The following is a 20692-nucleotide window of genomic DNA, read 5'->3' as shown; positions in this document are numbered from 1 at the left end:
AAGAAGGTGAAGCGTGGGGGCTAGCTGCGGGCTTGGAGGAGTTTTTCCATCATGTCGTCACCCGGCGTTGAACCAGAGAAGTCAGTGGTGCAGGTAGCGCGCACGATCTCGTAAATCTCATACCAGTAAACGTTCGCCTGCTTGCCAAAACTCTGCGACATGGCAACGAACGGCGAAGCGATCGCCGCGCCCGTAGTGGGGTGCTTGCCGAGGAGACCGAACTTGGAGATCGCTTCCTCGCACTGGACGTAACGGGCGAAAGACTGCGCGTACGCCTCGATCAGGCGTTTAGCGACGAACTGGGTGCAGCCCCGCTGATCAAGCCAGTCCCAGGTTTCCCGGTAGACGAGGTCAGCGCCCAGGGGTTTCCCATCGCGCTGCTCCGCACTCAAGTAGCCAGAAGGCTCCGGCATAGGTTCACCAGCGAGGATCGCTCCGTCACCAATGTCGGCTCCCTCAAAATCGAACGGGTCTAGGTCTGGAACCCTCATCCGCGTAGCAGGCCGACCCGCCTGCAGCTTCTCATTCAACGCATCCGGTTTCGCGCCCGCTCGAACTCTGCGGCCACCACGGTTAGTTCCATCTTTCGCCATTATTTGTCTTCCATGTTTGCCTCGGCGACCGCAGAGGGAGAAACGAGTGCTTAGCCGCCCCGGCGACAACGAAGAGTTGTCGGAGCGCACTGATACTTTGGCGATGGAGCTCGCCGTGCATGCTGCGCACCAGTGTTCACATGGCGATAGTCCTCTGTCCGACCCTGCTCGCGAAAGGCAAGCATGCAGCAGCCTGATATTCCCCTAGTGCAAGTTCAGCTTGAGACAGTCAGTCCTGAGTTTGCTGAGTTGATTATTGAGTCCTCACCGCCGCCCGAATTCCTGGTCATTTGCGTTAACCTGGCGACCGAGATCGCCCACACGCCTGAGAACGCCAAACTCGTGATAACGGGCGACTTCGTTCAGTCCACAAGAGCAAGGTTTGGCGACACCAAGGCAGCGAACTCATACAACCTCTCACGAGGAGAGGGATTCGTCGGCGGGAAAACCATGAGAAACGGCGACACGTTCGATGTTCTCGTCCACGCTGACATGTTTGCGCAGGCGCTCGATTACCGCGCCAACCCAGATGCTGCTTTCACGTTCCTGAAGACGCTCGTCCACGAAATGAACCACGTTGCTATGTACCAGCGCGGCGAATCAACAGGGGAAGTGGAAAGCGAAAGTTGGAAGAGTGTAAACCTCCTGTCGTCAGCATCTGCGGTCATTGACGAATACAGAGCTGAACTAGGTGCGCTCACGAGATTGCCCACCGACGGCTCCGTTTGGAACCCCAGTGACGTCATTCTGTGGTTAGAGAAATCATTAATCGGTGTTGTGGCTGAGTACCAGTTGCACCTAGATGTCGAGCGTCTGGCCCTTGAGGTTGGTTCACAGGCGCTGATTGCGCTTAAGCAGTTGGCCTATTGCGTCGCCTACGAACAGAGTTCCGGAGACCGCCTTTCGCTTGAACTCGATGATCTCCGATACGCAAAAGCTCGATTGCGACTTCCGCAGTGGTTCGACAGCTTCCGCAAGATGCTAGGTTTGCTTCCTTCCGGTGAGAACGCCCTACCGCGAAGTGACGAACACGAAGCGATACGACGGCTGTCACAGGTAGTCGATGAGCACCTGCGGATTGTTGGGTTTGATTGGGACGAACCTATGTTTCAAATCGAGCGCGGCCTGCTGGAACTGCTCTGAAGATCAACGCGCGTTTCAGAGCAGGGAAAGCCTCGGTTCTCGGGCCAGGGGTCAATACCCTGTTTGATTCGGGAACTTTGCGCGCGGTGGGCCACCCCGCTGACGTGTGGGAGGGCCTGTAGAGATTCAGACCGCCCCACCCCTCCAAAACAGGACCAGGTTTCACTTCCCGGGGGCGGTGAAGGCCGCGTTTAGTACGAGTAGACCTTTCCCCTGGTGCTCCAGCGGTCTCCGTCTTTCGCGGATTGTCTTGAGTGGCAAGGCTTGCACAGGGATCGCAGGTTGCTTGAGTCGTGGGTTCCACCTTGGGACAGCGGGAGGATGTGGTGGACTTCCTGGACCGGGGTCAGTCTGCCGTCTGCTTCGCAGTCCTCACACAGGGGGTGATCGGCGACGTAGGCGGCGCGGATCTTTCGCCACGCGTGCCCGTAGCGTTTGTTGATCTCCGGGTCCCGCTTGAACTTCCGGTAGCGCTCGTCGGCCGCGCGTTGGTGGGCTTGGCAGTACGTGCCGTTGGTTAGCTCGGGGCAGCCGGGGGTTTGGCAGCCGCGCTTTGGATACCTCGGCATGACGTGTCCTCCCTGGGTGCCGCAAGGCCCCAAGAAGCCGGAGCCAGTGGAGCTTCTTGGGGCCTTGCGAGGTTTCCTACTTTTCAACCACTTACAGATTCCCATAGGGGAATGTCAAAAAGCATCCCCGGTTGGCGACACCTTTTGACGCTTGCCAATGAGCGTCCAGGTCACGCGCCGTACAGGACGGTGGCGAAGCGGCGAACTGCCCGGCTTTTCTTGTCGTAGGCGCTCTTGCGTTCGATGTAGAAGTGGTCGCTGATCTTCTCGATGGCTTCCTCACGGCTTCCTTCGCCGAGGAAGAACGTCTCCAACACGAACCGTTCATCCTCGGTTAGCCTCGCCCAGGCGGGCAGGAACCAGTCCAGGTACTCCCGGGCCTGACGCCTGCGTTCACCGAGGAAGTCGATCTTGTCCAGCGTCGCACAGACGCGTGCTTCACCGGCTTTCGGGTCGTGGCTGCTGGGCATGCCGTCCAAGCGCGGGCTAGCAGGGGCCGTGAGGTCGGCGCGCAGTTGATCCCCCATTTCTTCGGCTGGTAGTTCCGCCAGGCTTTCCATCAACGCGAAGTCCTCCAGGGCGCTGATGGCGGCCTTCCGGGTGTCGAGGTACTTGGTCATTACGTGCATTACTGCTCCTTACTGAGTTCGGTTTTCACGGCGTCGATCAACCGCTCCTGCGTGGTGTCTTTCGCCTCCAAAGCGGCGAGTACTGCCTCGTCGAGCGTGTCTTTTACCGCGAGGTGGGTGATGGTGACGGGCTGGTCTTGTCCTTGCCGGAACAGCCTGGCGTTCGCCTGCTGGTACAACTCCAAAGACCAAGTAAGCGAAAACCAGACGAGCAAGTGACCGCCCGCTTGTAGGTTCAACCCGTGTCCGGCGCTGGCGGGGTGAATCAACGCCAACGGAACCTCACCCGCATTCCACGCCGCAATGTCGGCGCTGGTTTTCAGTTCCCGGGCCTCGGGGAACCGCTCTTGGATCCGCGTCTTGTCGTGCTTGAACCAGTAGGCCACGAGAAGAGACTCGCCGTTGGCGGCCTCGATCAGGTCCTCGAGCGCGTCGAGTTTCCGGTCGTGAACCGTGACCGTGTCACCCTCTGCGGTGTAGATCGCCCCGGAGGCAAGTTGCAGGAGCTTCCCTGATAGGGCAGCAGCGTTGGCGGCGTCAATGACATTATCTTCGAGGGTGACCACCAGATCTTTCCGCAGCTCGTCATATGTGCGGGCCTCCCTCTCAGACATCTCCACCATGTGGGTTGTCACCGTCAGAGGCGGCAGCCGCAAATGGTCCGTGGTTTTCATGGAGATCGTCACGTCCGAGATCGCCCCGTAAATCTCGGCTTCTGCACCATCCCTGGGTTTGTAGGTGAACACCTGCATGCCGTTGCGCTTGTCCGGGGTGAACCAGCGGTTCCGGTAGTGCGTGATGTACCGACCCAAACGCTCGCCACCGTCAAGGAGGCGGAATTGTGCCCAGAGGTCCATGAGTCCGTTCGCGGCCGGGGTTCCCGTCAGACCGACGATGCGGGTGAGGTGGGGGCGGACGCGGGTGAGTTCTTTGAAGCGTTTCGCTCGCGGGTTCTTGAACGATGACAGCTCGTCAATCACCACCATGTCGAAGGGCCACGCATTCCCGTAGTGGGTAACCAGCCAGGGGATGTTTTCTCGGTTGATCACCGTCACCATCGCACCCTGGGCGAGAGCCTCCAGCCGTTGGGCTTTCGTGCCGACAGCGACCGCCATGGTGAGGCCTTCCAGGTGGTCCCACTTCGCCAGTTCCCCGGGCCACGTGTCCCGAGCCACCCGCAGAGGGGCGATCACCAAAATGCGGGTGACGGTGAAGTAGTCGAGGACCAACTCCCAGATTGCCGTCAACGAGATGACGCTCTTGCCTAAACCCATCCCAAGGAGCACTGCGGCTTCATTGTGGTCGAGAATGAACTTGGTGGCCTGGGCCTGGTAGTCATGCGGCTTGTAGCGCACGGGCAACCTCCTCTATCCCATCCAGGCTGTCTAGGACGGTGACTTGGAATCCTTGGTCGCGTAGTTGCTGGATCCTCAGGTTCTGGATGGGACGTGGTTTTTCGCCCGGTGCTTTTACCTCAACGAACACGACGTGTCCTCCCATCATGCATATCCGGTCAGGTACCCCGGTGGTCCCCGGGCAGACTAGTTTCCAGCACAACCCGCCCAGGGCCTCAATGCGAGCCTTCAAGACTGCTTCAATGTGTTGTTCTTTCAACGGTTTTCCTCTCACGATTTTCTTGAGGGGTGACGACCGGTGACGACCGCTATAGGACTTTCCTTAAGGAGCAGAAAAACATGGCTTAAGAAAAGTACGAAACGACCCGTCACCTCTCGTCACCCTTCGCACTGTTCAGAACTCAGATCCGCTATTTGGCGCGGTTTCTAGACCATCGAACTCGGAGCGGAGTTGCAGGCCGTTTACCATCACGCCGCGTTTGGTTCGGTGTCGGGTGTATCCGAGTTGTTCGCAGACGGCGTTGAAGTCGATCATTGGGCGCGCCCATCCGGAGGTGCGTTTCGCCCATTCCCGGTACGCCGCATACAACGGGCCACCACGCTCTTCGAGGCCGCTGCCGACTTCACAGCAGTCTTCGAGGAACTGGGCGAACCAGTTGTTTTCCTCCTGATAGGCGGCGGACGCTTCCACTACTTGGCGGGGTGGGTTGAGTTTGTAGTGTTCGGCGTGGATGAGTCTGGCGCCTTCCATGATCCAGGCGAGGATGGCGCCGCCTGCGTTGTCGTAGAGGTGGTCGGCGTAATTTTTGATGTCGGACTTGCCTTGGATTTTCGCTTCGAATGGCACCACGATGAGGCGCCGCCAAATGCCGGTGTCCATCGCCCCAACCCGCGGCAGGTGATTCGTGTACAACACGAGTTGGTGGGACGGCGTGTAGGCGAATGGGGCCTTGTACTTCTTCTCCGCATACACCTGGTCCGTGGAGGCAAGCTGTTTCACCACGGAGGTCGACAAGCGCACGCCTTCCTCGGACTCAGCAGCAATCAGTAGACGTTTCCCTTTGGCTTCAGCGAGCTCGGGTTTCACGTTGCGCATGGCACCAACCGTCAAAACGTCGGCGGACATGTTTCCCGCGTAGGAGCCGAGTACGCGGGCCACCGTGTTCCAGAACGTGGATTTACCGTTGCGGCCATCCCCGTAGGCGATGACGAGGGCTTCGACCATGACTTTCCCGATGGCGGCCAAACCGACGATGCGCTGCACGTAGCCGATCAACTCCGGGTCGCTTTGGAAGAAAACACTCAAGGCTTCACCCCAAATGTCTGCGCCCTCGATGCTGGGGTCGATGCTGGTCTGCTTGGTCAGTAGATCCGCCGCCGCGTGGTTACGTCCCGAAGATAAGCCTTGGCGGAGGTCGTAGGTCGCTGTTGGGGTGTTCAGCAGGTACGGGTCCGCGTCCAAAGCAGCCGGGGTGGTTTGCATGACCGGACGTGCCTCTTTCAGACAGGCGGTGATCGACTTGGACTCCCTGCGTTTCAACGCATACTTCCGATAGGTTTCAGCGTCCTCGTATTCGCGGAACACCGCCATCTGGGCGGGGGTGAGCATGCCGAGGAGTTTCTGCCGGGATGCGCCAAGGCCCATGAGGGCGGTGATGCCCGCGTTGTCCATCTTCGCGCGCACCGACTCCACCAGGCTCTCTGCTTCTTCGAGTTGTCGGTCGGTTAGGTCTTGGGCGACGCCTTGAGCGTCGGGGGCGGATTCTTCCCAGAACGCCCCGTTGTATACCAGCCAATCAGTGGCAGGCGAATATCTGAGCCGGTCTGCGTATTCTTCGGCCATGGTTGCGGCCTGCCCAACATCTGTCATATCCCGAGGCCGCAACGATGTCAGGTTCGCATACGCCTCCGGCGACAAGTAATCCGGGTCGGCAGCGATCTTCGTGGCGAATCGGGTGGCGGACCGCCAGATCACTTCCAACTCCGCGTCCCCCAAGGGTGGTCTGCACAGGTCGGCTTTGCGGTCGAACAACTCTCGCGCCTGACCGGTGTTGCCGTAGCGGATGAGGACCCGGGCGGCGAAGCGGGACATGGTGGAGTTCCTGGAGCCTTCCCCAATGGCCTGGGTGTCGGCGTCGAACTGGGCAAACAAGTCCTGGTCTTGAGCCGCATCAAGCCAGGCATCCACCGTCTGCGCAGCATCAACCATGGTGACTTCGGGGTTGTGGGTGCCGAAGATGAACCGTCCCGCATCCAACGCTTGACGGTCAAAGAACTCGAACCGTCCAGCCAGGAGGCGCTTGAGTCCCGCATATTCCTTCGCGTCTGCGGTCGACGTTATCGGGAAGTAGACATGGAACCGGGGTCTCGCCACTGCGATGCCCTTGGGTCTCATGTGGTTGCGGGAGGTTGCCGTCATCAACGCCACCCCAGGCAACAGGGCCGCCAAATCATCGGGCGCAATCCAGTCCTCTGGGTCCTCCGAGTGGTCGTTGTCAACATCCATGACCAGACAGTCTGCGGTCTCATAGTTGGCGTTGCCTCGCAGATTCCCCTGGTACTGGGCGGCAACGTGATCCCACCGGACCGCGTCCGCCAACTCATCGGGACTGGCGATGGTGAGTTTTCGCGGATAGTGCTTGTTGTGTTGGTGGCCTGCGACGTCAGCGCAGAACAAGGTCATTGGTATCATCGCTCCTCGCCTCCGAGGGCAAGATCTGCGTAGGTGGCGATGACTTGGGCCTGCTGTGCGGCCAGGTTTTCTAGGTCGTTGATGAGTCGGTTCTGGACCTGGATGCGCTCAAGGCAGGCGATCAGAAAGTCGATGTCGCCAAGCAGTTCTTCGGCGCTTGGGGTGCCTTCACTATTGGACATAGGTGTTCCTCACTCGGGCAGCCGGTATTTCCGGCCTCGTCTCTTAGACGGGCAGGAAGCAGCGAGTTAACCCCCAAAATGCAAGCTGGCGTGTACGCACACTTGCGAACACCAGCGGGGGCCGCTACTGTTGAGCGTGTTCGCAAACATGCTTACATTTGAGAGGAGGCGAACCCGTGGAAACCGACGTATTCGCGTTCGGCGAGTTCATAGCGACCCGCCGGAAGGAGCGTGGAATCACGCTGCGTGGTTTCGCAGAAAAGCTTGATATTGCTCCGGCATACCTGAGTGATATTGAGAAGGGGAGGCGCTACGCGCCCGCACACAAACTGGACGAGATTGCTCGGCTTCTGGTTCTCACGACCACAGAGCGTGAGCAGCTCTTTGATTTAGCGGCTCGCACCCGCGATGACCAGGTGTCTTCAGACCTGTCGGGGTACATCATGGAAACCGACATGGCACGGGTGGCATTGCGCCGGGCGCGCGATGCAGACCTTTCCCCCGATGGATGGGAAAAGGTTCTGAGAGTCATTAGCGAAGAAACCACGCACCAGTAAGAGAAAACAGAGAAAGAGGAGCCTACTTTTGCATTTTGTATATTCGGCGGCTGAGTTAGAGGCCATTGCCGTCCAGACTCTCTCGGAGTATGGAGGCGCGGCAGCGGTAGACAGCCGGGAGCCTTTGGATGTTGATGCTTTTGCTGAGCTGTTCCTAGGAGCCACGCTCGACTTCGGCAACCTGTCAGCCGATGGACACACCGATGGATTCACGGCGCTCTCCGACGGCGTCGTGTGCTTGTGGGATCCTGCGCGGGGCACACATCAAATGGTCAAAACCAAGAAGAAGACGATCTTCCTGGACGTCAATGCTAGCCATGAGGGCCGTGGTCGATTCACACTGGCGCACGAGTGCGCACACATCATCTTGCACCGTCCGCTCGAAGCAGACTTCTCTCCCGGGGAGGACGCGGTGCTCACCCGGGTGGATCTAGGATTCAAGACCCGCCCTCGTTCCAACCCATGCGACCCGGCCGCTGGGGAAAGGTGGCGCGAGTGGCAGGCTAACCATTTGGCTGGCGCGCTCCTTATGCCCATTCGTCCCGTACTTCGCATGCGGGCGGAGTACTTCAACGATGACCCCCTCGACATGGTCGCTCAACCCTTGAGTGACAGACTCATGGAGACTTTTGGGGTTTCACGCTCTGCGGCGCGCACTCGTCTTTCCCACCTCACGGGATACGAGCTCACCGCTCCCGCGGTCGCATAACCCCTACAACTTTGGCCACCAGAGTTTGGTGGCTATTCATTTACCCTAAGTGTTCGCAACTCCGCTAACACGCTAACTAGATGATTGGAGAACGTAGTAATGCTTCCACCCCATGGCCAATCCCTCGAGCCACCGCTCGACCACCTAGAGGTCGTACGTAACGCGGCGGGGAAAACCATCGCCAAGGTTGATCGCTGCAGCCAGCGCATTGAGATTGTCCAAAAGAACGCCCGCTCAACCTTGTGGTTCGAGAACGGCCAGTTCTGCCAAACACACGAACCCGCACCATGCAACCCCCCGCGCCGTCGACCACAAACATGTGGGTCCCTGACGTGACCCCTTCCCGCTAACCAACTGTCTCTCAACTAAATAGCTGTGATCCGCAGAGCCGCTAGACGGACTAGGACACCAAAGAATCCCTTCCCTGGGGTTTTGGTGTACTGGTCCGTCTTTTTGTTCCCCGCGGATTAAGAAACGGCCCTTACGGATCACCCGATCCGTAAGGAGCCGAAATGAAACTGCACGTCCTGTGCGACCAAACCACCATCGAAGTGGAAGTCACCGACGCAGAAATCCAAGTGATGGTCGACAACGACCTCGAGCTGCGGCGAAAGGAGGATCCGAACGCTGCGCCGCGAAGCATCGAAGAGATTGTCGAGACGGTCCTGAACGCGCCTGAGCGTTCAACCCACCGTCGCCACCGCGACCACAACTACACGATCAACACGCCCACCCGCACCGGTGATGACTTCGCTGATCTCATCCCTTCCAACACGGGATTAGCCGAAAGGATCCGCATCGGCGAAGAAGGGCTCGACGAAGAAATCCTCGACACCATGGAAGGGGAGCGGACCTCCCAGGCCCTTGTCTCAGCCCTGCAGGCACTGACCAAATCCCAACGCGAACTAATCGAAGCGCTCTACCGCGACAGGGTGCCCGCCAACGAAATCGCCGCCAGTGACGGTGTCTCTAAGTCCGCTGTGACCGGACGTAAACGCCGGGCGCTCGAAGCTCTCAGACGCGAACTTTCCAAGCGGGGGGTTAACTCCCTGCCTGCTCGCCGTCTTAGAGGTGACCGGCCCGAGTGGCCCACACCGAAAGGACAAAACGCATGAGCGACAAAATCAGCATCATCATTGATGCACGCAGCAAACCCACCAAGAAACCGTGGTGGCAACGGCTGTTCTCCCGCCGACCACACCCTCCTGCCCACGCCGCCGCCAAAACCCGCACCACGCTGAACCTGACCGAACTAGCTAAAGCCGCAGGCGTCATGGGTGGTGGTTCTAAGTGATCCCGATTCCCGCAGCAAACAAGATCATCGACGGCATCAACCAAATCAACGAAGGACTTACAGAACTATCCCGCTGGGTTGAGGAGCAGGCCTTCGATGGAATCGAGGATGAGTACGCGTTGGCGGGCGGACGCCCCCGCACTCCCGTCGAGACCGCACCGAGCGAACAACCCGCCGTCGAAGCTGAACCTGAGGCTTCGGAACCGGCAGCGACTTTGGTGGAGGTTCGCACCGCCCTGTCTGCCTTGTCGCAGGCGGGCAAGACCGAGCAGGTGCGCAGCCTCATCGAAGCAACTGGCGCAGACAAGCTCAGCGCGGTTCCCGAGGACAAGTACGCGTGGCTGATGGCCCGGGCGAAAGAGATCTCTGATGCCTGACCAACACGCACTTTTGTCGGCATCGGGTGCGCACCGGTGGATGAACTGCCCGCCTAGTGCCGTCCTCGAATCCGGTGAACCCGGGTCGACCTCGGACGCTGCCGAACAAGGCACCGCCGCTCATGCCCTCGCGGAGCACAAACTCCGTAAAGACATGAAGCAGCGGTCCAAACGGCCGGTGTCCCCACGGCAGGACGACGAGATGGAGGAGCACGCCACCGACTACGCCACCTTCGTTCTCGAACAGCTATCCGCTGCCGAGGAGACCTGTCCCGACGCGCAGCTCCTGATTGAGCAGCGTTTGGACTTCTCTCACCTGGTTCCTGGTGGCTTCGGCACGGGTGACGCGGTGATCATCGCAGAACCCCGCCTGCAGATCATCGACCTGAAATACGGGTTGGGAGTCCTGGTCGAGGCGGAGAACAACCCGCAGTTGATGTTGTACGCCCTCGGAGCGCTCCACGCGTTCGAACCGCTCTACGACATCAGCGAAGTCTCCGTGACGATCTTCCAGCCCCGGCGCGGCAACATCTCCACCTGGACCATCAGCACCGAAGAACTGCTGACGTGGGCGGAAACCGAGGTCGCCCCCAAAGCGGCTCTCGCTGCTGCAGGCGCGGGCGAGTTCCACTCTGGCTCCTGGTGTCAGTTTTGCAAACTGGCACCGACCTGCAGAGCGCGGGCGGAAGCCAACTTGGAACTCGCCAGGCTCGAGTTCGCGCCACCGGCGGAGCTAACGGATGCGGAGATCGCGGAGGTCCTCAAACAGATCCCGCTCCTCACCAAGTGGGCGTCCGACGTGGAGGCCTACGCGGCATCTTTGGCGATCAACCAAGGCAAGCAGTGGCCCGGATTCAAGGTCGTCGCAGGCCGCTCAATACGCAAATACAAGGACGAAAAGGCCGTCGCCGAAGCCGCGAAGACCGCGGGTTACACCGACATTTTCGACCGCAAACTCATCGCGCTCACCCAAATGGAGCGCCTCATGGGCAAGAAGACCTTCACCGAGATCCTCGGGGACCTGGTCATCAAACCCCAAGGGAAACCAACCTTGGTTCTCGAAACCGATAAGCGACGCGCTTTGGACACCCGGAGCGCCGCAGACGAATTCACGAAAACAACAAAGAAGGAGAAATAGAAAATGGCAACTACAGATACTCGCATCGTGACCGGTGAAGTCCGACTGTCCTACGCGAACATTTGGGAACCCAAATCCATCCAGGGAGGGGCACCGAAGTACTCCGTGTCCCTGATCATCCCCAAAAGTGACCAGGCAACCCTGACGGCGATCAACCGCGCGATCGACGCCGCAATAGAAGCAGGGATCGCGAAGTTCGGCGGTAAGAAACCCAACAAGGCCGCCCTCAAACTCCCACTGCGCGACGGGGATGTGGAAAAGGATGACCCAGCGTACGCGGGCGCGATGTTCCTCAACGCCAACAGCAAGACCCCACCCCAGATTGTGGACGAGAACGTCGCGCCGATACTGGACCGCGCCGAGGTGTACTCAGGCTGCTACGGCCGCGTTTCCCTGAGCTTCTATGCGTTCAACACGAACGGGAACAAGGGGATCGCCTGCGGCCTGGGAAACATTCAAAAGACCCGCGACGGGGAACCCCTCGGTGGTGGCCATGTCTCCGCCGCCGATGATTTTGGTGCCAGCGCCGACTTCCTCGCCTAGTCACTAACCAACGCTCGTGGGGCGATGACCAACCTGGCCATCGCCCCACAACCATTTACCTGAAAGGCAGGCGGCATGGAGACCATCGCTATCGATCTGGAAACCCGGTCCAGCGTCAACCTCACCAAATCCGGCCTCCACAAATATGCCGAGAGTCCCGACTTCGAAATCCTCCTCTTCGCGTATTCGACAGATTGTGGGCCGGTGCGTGTCATAGATCTGGCAGGCGGGGAGATCCTGCCGCCAGATATCTTGGCCGCCCTCATAGATCCCAACATAACGAAAACAGCGTTCAATGCCGCGTTCGAGAGAATCTGCCTCTCATCCTGGCTACGCCGACATCACCCAGACACGCTCTCCGGCCACGGTTTCTTGGATCCTGCTCAGTGGCGGTGCACCATGGTCTGGTCCGCATATCTTGGCTTGCCAATGAGTTTGGAATCGGTCGCCCGAGTCCTCTCCCTTCCCGTGCAGAAAGACACCGCGGGGAAGAAGCTCATCAAGCAGTTCTGCCTGCCCCAAGCCCCCACCGTGCTCAACGAGGGAACCAAGTTCAACCCGCCCACCTCCGACCCGCAAGCCTGGCAACAATTCAAGAACTACAACCACAGGGACGTCGAAGTAGAGATCGCGATCCAAGACCGCCTCGCTTCGTTCCCCATGCCGGAGGTGGAGTGGGAGGCTTATGCGTTGGATCAGCGGATCAACGACCGGGGTGTCGCCCTCGACCAGACCTTGGTCGACAATGCGGTGCGGTGCGCGACAGGCCACCACGACAAATCCATGGCCCGGGCCCAAGACCTCACAGGCCTAGAAAACCCGAACTCACCCCTGCAACTCAAGGAATGGCTAATCTCCCAGGGCTGCGACATCGGGGGTCTGACAAGACAAGAGGTATCTCGGGCGCTGGAGTTATCTGTTGGAGATGTGCGAGAAGTCCTGAGACTGCGCTCAGACATGTCCAGATCCTCCACCAAGAAATATCAGGCCATGCAGATGGTCGCGGGAGATGATTCTCGCGCCCGCGGCCTCATCCAGTTCTACGGCGCAGGCAGAACCGGCAGGTTCGCCGGACGCCTCATCCAAGTACAAAACCTCCCCAGAAACTACCTGCCGGACCTTGAATCTGCGCGGGGCCTGGTGCGCGTTGGCCACTTCGACGCCCTGGAACTGCTCTACCCCTCAGTGCCAGACACGCTCAGTCAGTTAGTACGGACCGCGTTTGTTCCTGCTCCGGGGCACAGGTTCATCGTCGCTGACTTCTCTGCGATTGAGGCCCGCGTGATCGCCTGGCTCGCCGGGGAAGACTGGCGCCTCGACCTCTTCCAAGCCGGAGGCGACATCTACTGCCAATCAGCCAGTCAAATGTTCGGGGTCCCCGTTGGCAAACATGGCCCAAACCCTGAACTGCGCCAAAAAGGCAAGATCTCCGAACTGGCCTGTGGCTACAACGGGTCAGTTGGGGCGTTGAAAGCCATGGGCGCCCTCGAAATGGGCCTGAAAGAGGAAGAGCTCAAACCCCTGGTTGACGCGTGGCGCGCCTCCAACCCCAACATCGTGGGGCTGTGGGCGGACGTGGAAGAAGCCGCCATCCAAGCCATCACGACCCACAGCAGCATCACCTTGCACAACCTGACCTTCGCCGTGCGTTCGGGGATCCTCTTCATCACTCTGCCATCGGGCCGCCAACTCGCCTATGTACAACCGAGCCTGGGGGAGAATCGGTGGGGCGGCACGTCCATCAACTACTGGGGTGTCGGTGCGGGCAAGAAATGGCAGAAGCTGGAAACCTACGGCGGGAAACTGGTCGAAAACATTGTGCAGGCGATCGCGCGGGACCTCCTCACCCATGCCCTCAAGCTCTTAGACGACGCCGGGCACAAGATCGTGATGCACGTTCATGATGAGGCCGTCATAGAAGAGCCTCTTACTTCCTGCGTGACCGTCGAGCGCATCTGTCACCTCATGGCCACACCACCAGCCTGGGCCGACGGCCTCCCACTAGACGCTGACGGGTACGAATGTGGCTTCTACAAAAAGGACTAGTCCACACACCGGATCTGAGCGTGAGCACGCAACGCGGATCAACAGGCTAAGAGCAGAGAAGACGCGAGCCACGCGAGGCGCAGCCCACCAAACGGGGAGGTCCGTTCACCCTGTCCGTACGGCCTGGAGATAAGGCGGCGCCACATATAACCGATATGCGCCGAGCGGGAGCCCTTCCTTCCAAGATCGAAGGCACCACAACCGCGTAGAGAGCAGTGTCGCGCTACAGAGGGTCGTGGTCGTAGTCGATGAATTGGACAGACTGGTCGACCTCCAAAGTCGTCTTCGCGCGAGTCTTTTCGTTGATCACGCTAACGGAGATGGGAACACCCGCTTGGAGCTGCCGACGAAGGTCCGAACGCGCCTTCTCGGCGTCAGCTCTAGTAGCAAACACCTGAAAGTAGGTTTCGCTTGTATTGAGGTCAGTGAAGTGAATCATGGGCATGTCGAAAACGATATCACCGCCAAGCTCTGCGGACAGTACTCCGTCGCCGTGCCGAGGATTAGCTCGTAATGTCCGCTCCGGTCGCACCATCGAAGCAGTGGGCAGGGTTCCCCCTACTCAGGACCAAGCCGGGACTCGCACCCAAAGAAAAAAAGAAAACAGCCACGGATGCGCGATCAATGAGAAAGCCTAGCGACTACAATTTCTCCTGGATCGATGGCAACATGTCATGATACGAAAACCGCACAGGAGGAAGTATGGGTGATCCGGTAACTAAAGCGGACTTGAATGTTCGGACAAACGTCCTGCTGATCCTTCAGGAGCGAGGGTGGAGCATCGTCGACTTTGCAAAAGTGACCGGGATTCCCACCTCGCGGCTGCAGCAACTACTTGAGGCCCAGGAATCAATGGATCTCAGAGATGTGTGGCTCATGGCCGGTGTGCTGGGAGTTCAGGTCGCAGACCTGGTTTACGCCGGCCCCACCGACTCTGAGGACGGCGTCTGAGAAACTCCGCGCGCTCGCCAGGCGCCGAACGTCATCTCGGGTTTCTCTTCCATCTTCCACATCTTGGGGCCCTGACATGAAGACCCTTGAAGGACCCCGCCCGCCCCGCTCGGCGACCCAAACTGCACATCTCTGGACAGGACGCCGATGCCGTCGATCAGCTCGATTGCCCCATCTGCCAAGAGCTTTTCATGCCGCGCGCGCAGGTCGCCATAGCTGCGCCTAACATTGGCGGTTCCAGGTTTGCCATCCCACTCGGCGACCACCTTCGAACCTTTCAAGACAGTGAACTCTCCGTCAATCTCCTGGGCCCTCAGGCTAACTCCGCGTTTTTGGTTGGTAAGAACGAAAACTGGGGACTCTCGGTTGACCCCCTGCGCCGTTCCTTCTTCGCTGCCCCCCGACTGGGGGCGTCCCTGCTGCCCCGGGGTCTTCGCGTTCCGTCCCCGAATAACGTTGACGCCCAGCACCGGTAGAACGATCTTGAGCTGCTCAAGGAAGTAGTTCATGGAAGCGCGGTCAGCTTCAGGCAGAGGCGGAATGCGTTTTCCTCCGTTGCTGTTTTCCAACGTAGCCCGGTCGGCCGCGAGCGCCATCTGTATTAGGCACGCCTCCAAATACTTGGCGTGAGCCTTAGTGAGATGGGATCCGTTGGACGTGACTACGATTGCTCGATCCCAGAACGGCTTGTTGTGCTCGTGCTGCCTCAAACGGTCGGCGACCATCCCCTCGCCGATGTACAGACGAACCCGGTCGCTACCCTCGGCGTCTTCACCGAGTAGGAAATACACCCCCATTCGTTGTGCTTCCTCGCGAGCGAGAAGGGCAGACAGATCCGAGCGTATCGCCGACAAGACAAAACCCGACCAATGCTCCGGGATCTCCGCAGTCGTCAGGCCACCAGTTGTTCCTTCGACAAGAAACAGTTTGATCTGTTTTCCACTCACGCAATCATTCTGCCAGGAAGACACGTACCGTCACTCAGTATTGATTGCAGGGTAAGTCCAGGACAAGCCAAGCATCGAGGGCACCGCCGGACCGAGGCGTGAGCAGAACCCTTAGGGACAGGGCCACACCCCCGAGAACACCCGGAGATGTGGCCCGCGCGAGCCTCCTAGACGTTGAGCGCCCGACGGAGCGTGACCGCGTCCGCAATGACATCTCCGGCATCAATGAAAACTGACCCGTCATCGAGTCGCGTACCAATCCCCTCCTCGACCAAAATGTCACCCCGGGGGCGCGAGGCGCCCTGCTGGGATTCCAGGATGTCGTCGGCGGGTACCAGCCAGCCGCCTGCGTGAGCGTAACCAGCAGGGAAGACTCGCGCACCCTCGGCCGGGGATATCTCCGCGTTCTTTGTAATTGACCTGCCCACGGGTTGAGGCCAGTTGCCGATCGCCTCGGCGATCACCTGATACGTGGTGCAGGCACCAACGTCCGCCAAAGCCTCCACAATCTCCTGGATCCTAGCCTTCGGGCCCGGCAGACTGCCAGATCTCACTTGGATGTCATAGCCCGGAGCCAGATCGACTATGAGGCTACCGTCGGCCAGAAGCCGTACTTGGTGCGGTCCAACCTTGATGAGGTCCTCATTCGCACGAGACTTCAGCTCCTCAAGGGACTCGGGAGGAAGCGCCTTGAAGGCGCTCCCATCACCCTGTTTCCAATATGGGCCGTCTTCACTCAGACGCTGGCCGACCAGGTCCGCATAAGCGGGAAGCGGCTGAAGCTCATACGCCAGGCGCTCCGGCCACTCATGATCCGGCGCAACGGACAGGGTGCGGAACACGCCCTTGATCTGGTTCCTAGCCACCGCGATCACAATGTCTGCGCTTTCGAGCATGCCCTTCTGCTTGTCGCCCTGCGGTAACCAAGCGCGCTCAGCGGCGGCAATTGCACTGCCGCGTTCACGTAACGAGCGAGACACGTTAACCAACAGCACGTTGGGTTCGAATTCATACATTTCAGTTATCCTTAATGTGAGCAAATTGGGAGCGTTACGCTCCCACTGGTCATCTACTTGGTATCTAACCTGCCAGTTCGCTATCAAGTAGATAACCAGTACTCTATATCTTTTTTGCCATTTTGCTACCCAGCAGTATTCTCTTGGAGCGACACGACAGGCAAGCATCTGCGGTTTGTCCCGGAATGACAACGATTCTCGGCGTCGTGTGAATCACGCCACTATCCTTCAGGCGCTCGCGGACTCGCGCGGTTCGGAACCCCAATAGGCACAGAGCGCACTGTGCGCAGCTCTTGACTACCGGTGCCAGTAAGGCAACGCGACCGAGTAAAATCGTTTTGTATCTCTAGCGGCACGGCTTTCGAGCATGCCCCATTGGTACGCAAGGTGCACTCGAACTGCTCCCAGGGGCACCCTCGATCGCAGCTTCCTGATCAGTTCCCGCGACTTGCACCTTTGGGTGGAGAGAGCAAACATGTAGATGACCGACCGGAGGTGAGTTGACATTTGAAAAGCTGGCATTTATCCAACGCAGATGCTCTTGATGTCTACAGCGAGTGGGACACACCCGACACGATCATCAGCGACGGCGCCTACGGTGTTGGAGGCTTCCCGGGCGACCCCCGAACCCCTGACGAGCTAGCGAGCTGGTACGAACCTCATGTGAAGCAATGGTCGGCGCGGTCAACTCTCGCCACCACCCTCTGGTTCTGGAACACGGAAATCGGCTGGGCCAATGTGCACCCACTCCTGGTTGCCAATGGATGGACGTATGAGTTCACCAACACATGGAACAAGGGCCTAGGCCAAGTCGCAGGCAACGTGAACTCCAAAACTATCCGGCGTTTCCCGGTGGTGACCGAGGTGTGCGTCTTCTACACCCGGACGCCCCTGATCAAGCCCGCGACCCAGGACTCTCCTGAAGTCCACATGAAGCAGTGGCTTCTCGACGAGTGGAAGCGGACTGGCCTGCCGCGCCGCCTTGCTAACGAAGCCTGCGGCGTCAAGGACGCGGCAACGCGCAAGTATTTCGACCAAGGTTGGCTCTGGTACTACCCTCCTGTGGAAACGATGATGAAGCTCGTCGATTACGCCAACGCCCACGGTAGCCCCGAAGGTCGGCCCTACTACTCGTTGGATGGAACACACCCCGTTACTGCCGCCGAATGGGCAGCAACGCGCTCTGTTTGGAACCACGAGCATGGGATAACCAACGTATGGGACCGTCCCAGCCTCCGAGGGAAAGAACGCTACCGAGGGAGCATGCAGCGGTCCGCGCCCAGAACGCATAACCCGACGTCGATGAGCGCAAGTCACCTGAACCAGAAGCCGCTTGACCTTATGCGGCGAATAATCTTGGCAAGCACGAACGAAGGGGGCGTCGTCTGGGAGCCGTTCGGAGGATTGTGCACGGCGAGCGTCGCGGCTGCTGAAACGGGACGTGCGTCTTGGAGTGCAGAGATCGACCCGTCCTTCTTCGCCTTAGCTAATGAGCGTCTGTCGACTCGAGCTGAATCGCTGTTTTAGGCTCAGCGACAAGCATGTCGTCGTAGAGCCCTTTTATGGTCTCCTCTGCGCTCGCGCGTTTGCCGTCATCGGCCTTTGTCAAGTCTGAGAAGACGTCCTTCCAGTCCTTGATCGTCCGTCCGAGATACGCGGAACGCATGATCCGGCTCTTGAAGTCCTCAACAACATCGTTGTCTACCCGGTCGATCTTCGCGAAATTGGTATCCAGTCGGTACGAAAGGTCGCGCATTAGTTCGGCGGCCTCGGCTTGTGCTTGCGGGGTGTGGGGAGCCTGGTCCGTGTAGGTCCGCGTCAGCGCGTCAGCTAGTGCGCTGGGATTCACCTCCTCCGATTCCTTCTCCTGCAACTTGTACCCGTTTACGTTCGACTGTTGGAGGTTCCTGGTTCGGTCGGTGGTGTCGTTCGGCTCTATGGTCAAGTAGCGCGGCGGCTGATGGTAGTGAGTATCTCGGCTGCTGGCCAACTCTTCGCCTGAGACCGTGAGCATGCCGAGAACTTTAGGCTGTCCCAGAATCAGGTTACTCATGCACCAGGCGACGATTACCACGTTTACGTTCTTGCCCTGGAGCAGGTTCAGAGACTCCCTGAACCTACCCGTAATTTCCGTGCTCATCACGTACCACGCCTTGATCTCGTATCCCGCATAGATCTCGTGTGTCTCGCTGTCACGCAAGACCGCATCGGGAAAGCCCGGGTCCTGGCGCACCCATTCGTAACCATCTCCAGCGTGGCGGCTGAGGGTTGACGCAATGCGCTGCTCCATCAAGTTACCGACCATCGGGCTCAGCTTGCTCACGATTCGAGCTAGGAACGGAGCTTCTTCAGTTTCGACGCTGTTGATGAAGATTGCGTCCACATCCTCTCCAACCAGAGAGGACAGCGCATGGTCGGCCAGTTCAAGTTCGCGCGCCAAGTCTGCTTCGTTTGGAATGTGCATAAACACAAACCTATTCGTAATTTCCGCGCCGCGGGCCTCCAGTCACGGCGTGTCTTTGGCCCAACCAGCGCACCACGTTGGGACGATGAAACAACCGGACACCGACGCGTCAAATCACGATCTCTGGCTCCCAGTTCGGTGAGCAGGGAAAATCGTCGTCGGAGTGCCATCCCGTCGCGTTCTGCCATGGAGGGGCCGTCGGCAAATCCCGGCCGTCCCACCGCCATACGTCGGGATGCCGCCGCGTGCTGCTCGTCGTAGGGCGTGCGGCGTAGCCGAGCACCTGACCAGCGGGAAGCGTGTAGTGCCACCAGACACCCTCGTCACCCTGCTCACAAGCGAAATCCTCTGGCTCCAAGCCGTGTTTTCGCGCTAGGCCGGGCAATTCTGCGCTCGGATCGAAATGACTGAAGGGAACGAGCAGGCCAGTCGCGTAGCCACTATCGAAATCGTAGGCGAAGTTCAGCAACTCCCTTACTTGCCTGTCATCGACGAGCCTTCCCTTCTCATCGACACCCGTCACCCCCGCCACTCTCTCATCATGTTGGGAACGGAAATGCGCCCCCAGATCATCAGCCAGGCGCGGGAAATACTCGGCCAAAGCAGCGACCAGAACGATTGCCTTCGTGGAATTGACCTTAGTTGCGTATCCCAAATCCCGCCCGTGCATCACCCCATGTCGCGAGACCAGCCCAAATGACCCTGAATCATTGACGCTTTCCGAAAAGACCTTCCGTACCACCGGCAAGCTCTCTGCCATCCCCGCCAGAGTGGCGTCATCCATGTATGAGTCGGCGTTTGCCTTGGAGAAGAACGACTGGCCCGTCAAGTCCCGTGACAAGCCGTCGATCTGCGCGAAGATTATCGGAATGGACGCCTCGTAAGCACCCGCGAAGTGGTGCTCAATGGCCTTGTCGATGAGAGACACCCGGTCCCACAAGACCTGCTTGAACGGGAAATAGGAATTCGACCAACGGCGTACGGGCGCAGCCGCGTGGCGCAACATTTCCTTGTTGTTCGAGTTCCAAACTTCTGTCAGCGCCTCGTCAATTTCTTCTGAGGTCGCGCCCTCCTCCAACAGTCTTAACACTCTGGAGGTTCCTTCTTGATGCCAACGCCCATGTACGGCCCAACCAAGGGGTGCAAAACACTTGACCGCTCCAGCGACCTGTCCAACAACGGGGTGCCGGGAGACACCTAAGCGTCGCGCCACTTCGTTCTCAGTCTCGTCGGCCATCTGCTGCTCCCTCTCTACGCATTGCAATCTTCGTCGCTCCGCCGCCCCGTTGACAGTCGGTGCCCCTCAGAGACCCAAGAGGGCGCGGCGCAGGAGGGGGCAAGCGCACTTGGGGCGCACCGCGCCGCAACGGCACCGTCTAGTCTGAGATTATAGGGGAGGCGCGCCCACGCCAGCGGACGTCACCCCGCGATTCCGCGTCTGAACATGGTGGGTAACCAAACCTGCGGGCCGTGGGCTGCCGCGCTTG

At 59.2% G+C, this 20692-nt stretch carries 23 protein-coding genes; 11 read left to right on the top strand and 12 right to left on the bottom strand.

What is annotated here, in order from left to right; genetic code table 11:
* Positions 1 to 20: 20 nt before the first annotated feature.
* Positions 21 to 593 carry a P27 family phage terminase small subunit gene (locus tag CS903_RS05380; RefSeq protein WP_099332520.1) on the bottom strand — a complete coding sequence of 191 codons (573 nt, stop codon included), beginning with the start codon at positions 591 to 593 and terminating at the stop codon, positions 21 to 23.
* Positions 594 to 842: 249 nt separating this feature from the next.
* Here CS903_RS05380 and CS903_RS05375 point away from each other — a divergent pair, with 249 nt between their 5' ends.
* A complete protein-coding gene (locus tag CS903_RS05375) occupies positions 843 to 1736 on the top strand; it encodes a hypothetical protein (protein ID WP_164996687.1) in 894 nt (297 codons plus the stop codon).
* Positions 1737 to 1927: 191 nt separating this feature from the next.
* On the opposite strand, the gene CS903_RS05370 is transcribed toward CS903_RS05375, so the two are convergent.
* From CS903_RS05370 to CS903_RS05345, 6 genes are all read right to left on the bottom strand, one after another.
* Entirely contained in the window at positions 1928 to 2305 is a 378-nt protein-coding gene (locus CS903_RS05370; RefSeq protein ID WP_099332518.1) for an HNH endonuclease, read from the bottom strand.
* A 170-nt stretch (positions 2306 to 2475) separates the two neighbouring features.
* On the bottom strand, positions 2476 to 2934 hold the full coding sequence (locus CS903_RS05365) for an ArpU family phage packaging/lysis transcriptional regulator (RefSeq protein ID WP_099332517.1): 459 nt from the start codon (positions 2932 to 2934) through the stop codon (positions 2476 to 2478).
* Positions 2934 to 4289, bottom strand: a complete 1356-nt coding sequence (locus tag CS903_RS05360) for an SNF2-related protein (RefSeq protein ID WP_099332516.1) — start codon at positions 4287 to 4289, stop codon at positions 2934 to 2936. The genes CS903_RS05365 and CS903_RS05360 overlap by 1 nt, the downstream gene beginning before the upstream one ends.
* Positions 4270 to 4548, bottom strand: a complete 279-nt coding sequence (locus CS903_RS05355; protein WP_099332515.1) for a VRR-NUC domain-containing protein — start codon at positions 4546 to 4548, stop codon at positions 4270 to 4272. The genes CS903_RS05360 and CS903_RS05355 overlap by 20 nt, the downstream gene beginning before the upstream one ends.
* Before the next feature lie 135 nt (positions 4549 to 4683).
* A complete protein-coding gene (locus tag CS903_RS05350; RefSeq protein WP_099332514.1) occupies positions 4684 to 6981 on the bottom strand; it encodes a phage/plasmid primase, P4 family in 2298 nt (765 codons plus the stop codon).
* Positions 6978 to 7163 (bottom strand): hypothetical protein, encoded by a 186-nt coding sequence (locus CS903_RS05345; RefSeq protein WP_099332513.1) that lies wholly within the window; start codon positions 7161 to 7163, stop codon positions 6978 to 6980. Before CS903_RS05345 ends, CS903_RS05350 begins: the two co-directional genes overlap by 4 nt.
* 176 nt (positions 7164 to 7339) lie before the next feature.
* Between CS903_RS05345 and CS903_RS05340 the strand changes: the two genes are divergently transcribed.
* The 8 genes from CS903_RS05340 (at position 7340) to CS903_RS05305 (ending at position 13827) form a co-directional block, all read left to right on the top strand.
* On the top strand, positions 7340 to 7720 hold the full coding sequence (locus CS903_RS05340) for a helix-turn-helix domain-containing protein (protein WP_099332512.1): 381 nt from the start codon (positions 7340 to 7342) through the stop codon (positions 7718 to 7720).
* Positions 7721 to 7748: 28 nt separating this feature from the next.
* The gene (locus tag CS903_RS05335) at positions 7749 to 8429 is read left to right on the top strand and encodes an ImmA/IrrE family metallo-endopeptidase (protein WP_099332511.1); all 681 of its coding nucleotides are present in this window, start codon (positions 7749 to 7751) and stop codon (positions 8427 to 8429) included.
* A 512-nt stretch (positions 8430 to 8941) separates the two neighbouring features.
* Entirely contained in the window at positions 8942 to 9544 is a 603-nt protein-coding gene (locus CS903_RS05330) for an RNA polymerase sigma factor (protein ID WP_099332510.1), read from the top strand.
* The gene (locus tag CS903_RS05325; protein WP_099332509.1) at positions 9541 to 9723 is read left to right on the top strand and encodes a hypothetical protein; all 183 of its coding nucleotides are present in this window, start codon (positions 9541 to 9543) and stop codon (positions 9721 to 9723) included. Before CS903_RS05330 ends, CS903_RS05325 begins: the two co-directional genes overlap by 4 nt.
* The gene (locus CS903_RS05320; protein WP_099332508.1) at positions 9720 to 10100 is read left to right on the top strand and encodes a hypothetical protein; all 381 of its coding nucleotides are present in this window, start codon (positions 9720 to 9722) and stop codon (positions 10098 to 10100) included. The genes CS903_RS05325 and CS903_RS05320 overlap by 4 nt, the downstream gene beginning before the upstream one ends.
* Positions 10090 to 11238 carry a DUF2800 domain-containing protein gene (locus tag CS903_RS05315; protein WP_207203766.1) on the top strand — a complete coding sequence of 383 codons (1149 nt, stop codon included), beginning with the start codon at positions 10090 to 10092 and terminating at the stop codon, positions 11236 to 11238. Before CS903_RS05320 ends, CS903_RS05315 begins: the two co-directional genes overlap by 11 nt.
* Before the next feature lie 3 nt (positions 11239 to 11241).
* Positions 11242 to 11781, top strand: a complete 540-nt coding sequence (locus CS903_RS05310; protein ID WP_099332506.1) for a DUF2815 family protein — start codon at positions 11242 to 11244, stop codon at positions 11779 to 11781.
* A gap of 75 nt (positions 11782 to 11856) precedes the next feature.
* Positions 11857 to 13827, top strand: coding sequence for a DNA polymerase (locus CS903_RS05305; RefSeq protein WP_099332505.1), 1971 nt, complete (start codon positions 11857 to 11859; stop codon positions 13825 to 13827).
* 223 nt (positions 13828 to 14050) lie between these two features.
* Here CS903_RS05305 and CS903_RS05300 read toward each other — a convergent pair whose 3' ends face one another.
* A complete protein-coding gene (locus CS903_RS05300) occupies positions 14051 to 14272 on the bottom strand; it encodes a hypothetical protein (RefSeq protein WP_164996686.1) in 222 nt (73 codons plus the stop codon).
* Between the two features lie 257 nt (positions 14273 to 14529).
* On the opposite strand from CS903_RS05300, the gene CS903_RS05295 reads away from it, so the two are divergent.
* Complete coding sequence (locus tag CS903_RS05295; protein ID WP_099332503.1) at positions 14530 to 14778, top strand: helix-turn-helix domain-containing protein; 249 nt, start codon at positions 14530 to 14532, stop codon at positions 14776 to 14778.
* On the opposite strand, the gene CS903_RS05290 is transcribed toward CS903_RS05295, so the two are convergent.
* Together CS903_RS05290 and CS903_RS05285 are read right to left on the bottom strand one after the other, a co-directional pair.
* Complete coding sequence (locus CS903_RS05290) at positions 14742 to 15725, bottom strand: GIY-YIG nuclease family protein (RefSeq protein WP_099332502.1); 984 nt, start codon at positions 15723 to 15725, stop codon at positions 14742 to 14744. The genes CS903_RS05295 and CS903_RS05290 overlap by 37 nt on opposite strands.
* A 167-nt stretch (positions 15726 to 15892) precedes the next feature.
* Positions 15893 to 16741: a hypothetical protein gene (locus CS903_RS05285; RefSeq protein ID WP_099332501.1), complete on the bottom strand. Its 849-nt coding sequence runs from the start codon at positions 16739 to 16741 to the stop codon at positions 15893 to 15895.
* Between the two features lie 507 nt (positions 16742 to 17248).
* Between CS903_RS05285 and CS903_RS05280 the strand changes: the two genes are divergently transcribed.
* Positions 17249 to 18268, top strand: a complete 1020-nt coding sequence (locus CS903_RS05280) for a DNA methyltransferase (RefSeq protein ID WP_099332500.1) — start codon at positions 17249 to 17251, stop codon at positions 18266 to 18268.
* Here the strand turns inward: CS903_RS05280 and CS903_RS05275 are convergent.
* Together CS903_RS05275 and CS903_RS05270 are read right to left on the bottom strand one after the other, a co-directional pair.
* Positions 18228 to 19205, bottom strand: coding sequence for a hypothetical protein (locus CS903_RS05275; protein WP_129587606.1), 978 nt, complete (start codon positions 19203 to 19205; stop codon positions 18228 to 18230). The genes CS903_RS05280 and CS903_RS05275 overlap by 41 nt on opposite strands.
* A 109-nt stretch (positions 19206 to 19314) precedes the next feature.
* Positions 19315 to 20442, bottom strand: a complete 1128-nt coding sequence (locus CS903_RS05270) for a hypothetical protein (RefSeq protein WP_129587605.1) — start codon at positions 20440 to 20442, stop codon at positions 19315 to 19317.
* Between the last annotated feature and the right edge of the window lie 250 nt (positions 20443 to 20692).

The organism is Actinomyces minihominis (assembly GCF_900187855.1).
GTDB classification, from domain to species: Bacteria; Actinomycetota; Actinomycetes; order Actinomycetales; family Actinomycetaceae; genus Scrofimicrobium; species Scrofimicrobium minihominis.
This window is presented reverse-complemented; position numbering and strand designations above follow the sequence as displayed.